2 protein-coding genes and 1 pseudogene are annotated in these 1,744 nt (G+C 67.9%); 2 read left to right on the top strand and 1 reads right to left on the bottom strand.

All coding sequences use genetic code 11. The features are described from left to right. Together EJ903_RS26245 and EJ903_RS26240 are read left to right on the top strand one after the other, a co-directional pair. Nucleotides 1-532, top strand: a 532-nt coding sequence (locus EJ903_RS26245) for an amino acid ABC transporter permease (RefSeq protein WP_148105317.1), incomplete at its 5' end; no start/stop codon positions are given. Further along, the gene (locus EJ903_RS26240; protein ID WP_158628031.1) at nt 532-1,308 is read left to right on the top strand and encodes an amino acid ABC transporter ATP-binding protein; all 777 of its coding nucleotides are present in this window, start codon (nt 532-534) and stop codon (nt 1,306-1,308) included. The genes EJ903_RS26245 and EJ903_RS26240, both read left to right, overlap by 1 nt. Before the next feature lie 220 nt (nt 1,309-1,528). On the opposite strand, the pseudogene EJ903_RS27505 reads toward EJ903_RS26240, so the two are convergent. After that, nucleotides 1,529-1,744, bottom strand: a pseudogene (locus EJ903_RS27505) (IS6 family transposase); the annotation flags it as partial.

Raw genomic sequence — 1,744 nt, 5'->3', positions numbered from 1 at the left:
GCATCGGGGTCTCGGCTTCAGCGGGGCCACCTTCCTACCCCGCTGCACTGCACCAGCCAATCTCTCGCTGATTTATGCGCCAAGGTCGCTGCTGCTGCCAGCCGGCTGGTCGGTCGACAAGCTGGGCCGCACGCTGGCCGCCCTGACCATCTTCGCCGCCGCCTATCTGGCGGAGGTGATCCGCGGCGGCCTGCAGGGTGTCCCCGGCGGACAGATGGAGGCCGCCCGCGCCCTCGGCATCCCGGTGTGGAAGGCGGTGTGGCATGTCGTGCTGCCCCAGGCGATCCAGAAGGTCATCCCGCCGCTGACCAACACCGCCATCGTCATGGTCAAGAACACCAGCCTGGTGCTGATCGTCGGCGTCTTCGACATGCTGAGCGCCGCGCGCACCGCCGCCTCCGACCCCGTCTGGCCGGCTCCCTATTCGGAAAGCTACCTGTTCGTGGGGGCGGTCTATTTCCTCATCTGCTTCGCCATCTCGCTCTACGCCCGCTGGCTGGAAGGCCGCGTCCACGAAAAGGACCTCCGCTGATGATCTCCCCCATGCCCGTCCACTCCCCTGCCCCTGCCGCCGCAAGCCCCGCCATCCTGATCGAGGCGGTCGACAAATGGTACGGCACCTTCCAGGTTATCAGTCAGGTCAGCCTGACCGTGGCGGCGGGAGAACGCATCGTCGTCTGCGGTCCGTCCGGGTCCGGCAAATCGACGCTGATCCGCTGCATCAACCGGTTGGAGGAGCATCAGGCCGGCCGCATCGCCGTCAACGGGGTGGAACTGGCCGACAGCGTGCGCAACATTGACGCCGTCCGCCGCGGCGTCGGCATGGTGTTCCAGCACTTCAACCTGTTCCCCCATCTGTCGATCCTCGACAACTGCGCCCTGCCGCAGATGCTGGCGCGCGGCACCCCGCGCCGGGAGGCCGAGGACCGGGCGATGCAGCTGCTGCGGCGCGTCCGCATCGCCGAGCAGGCGGCGAAATTCCCCGGCCAGCTTTCCGGCGGGCAGCAGCAGCGGGTGGCCATCGCCCGCGCCCTGTGCATGGAGCCGCAGGTGATGCTGTTCGACGAGCCGACCTCGGCACTCGACCCGGAGATGGTGAAGGAGGTTCTGGAGACCATGGTGTCGCTGGCCGAGGACGGCATGACCATGATCGTGGTGACGCACGAGATGGGCTTCGCCCGCCGCGTCGCCGACCGGGTGGTCTTCATGGATGCGGGACGGATCGTCGAATGCGCCGGACCCGACGAGTTCTTCGACGCCCCGCGCCACGAACGGACCCGCAGCTTCCTGCACCAGATCCTCCATTGATCGGCCTTCTATCGGGCATCGACGGAGGTATGGGCAGGCCGCCCGGCCATTGCCGAAGGGCGTGACCGGACGGAGCGGTGGCGGTATGCCGGTTGGCATTCCGGCTGCTCACATGGGCCGAGCATGGCCGGAGGGGACGCGCAGCGGTCAGCCGACGGGCACCGTCAACGTGTCGACGGCCGGGCAGAGCGAGGGCGCGGCGAGCGGCAGGGTTTGCGGATTACGCCGCCAGTGGCGCGTCGGTGATCTCGGCCCAGACCTGGAACGCCTGGGCGTGGGCCTTCCGATAGTCGGCGACGAGGCGGTGGTCGCGACGGAGATGGAACAGGTTGGTGATCGGGTCGTGAATGGCGAGGAAACGCTGGACTTGGCCGGGGTCTTTGAAGCGCTTTCTTTGCCGTTCGCGTCGGCGGGTGGGTTGGTGGGAGTTCTCGGC

Origin of the sequence: Azospirillum griseum, assembly GCF_003966125.1 — a bacterium.
Taxonomy (GTDB): domain Bacteria; phylum Pseudomonadota; class Alphaproteobacteria; order Azospirillales; family Azospirillaceae; genus Azospirillum; species Azospirillum griseum.
The sequence above is the reverse complement of the archived record's forward strand: the minus strand, read 5'-3'. Positions and strand labels throughout refer to the sequence as shown.

What these genes read in the sequence shown, in the direction of transcription:
- EJ903_RS26240 (WP_158628031.1), top strand. Translation starts at nt 532, where the DNA reads ATGATCTCCCCCATGCCCGTCCACTCCCCTGCCCCTGCCGCCGCAAGC.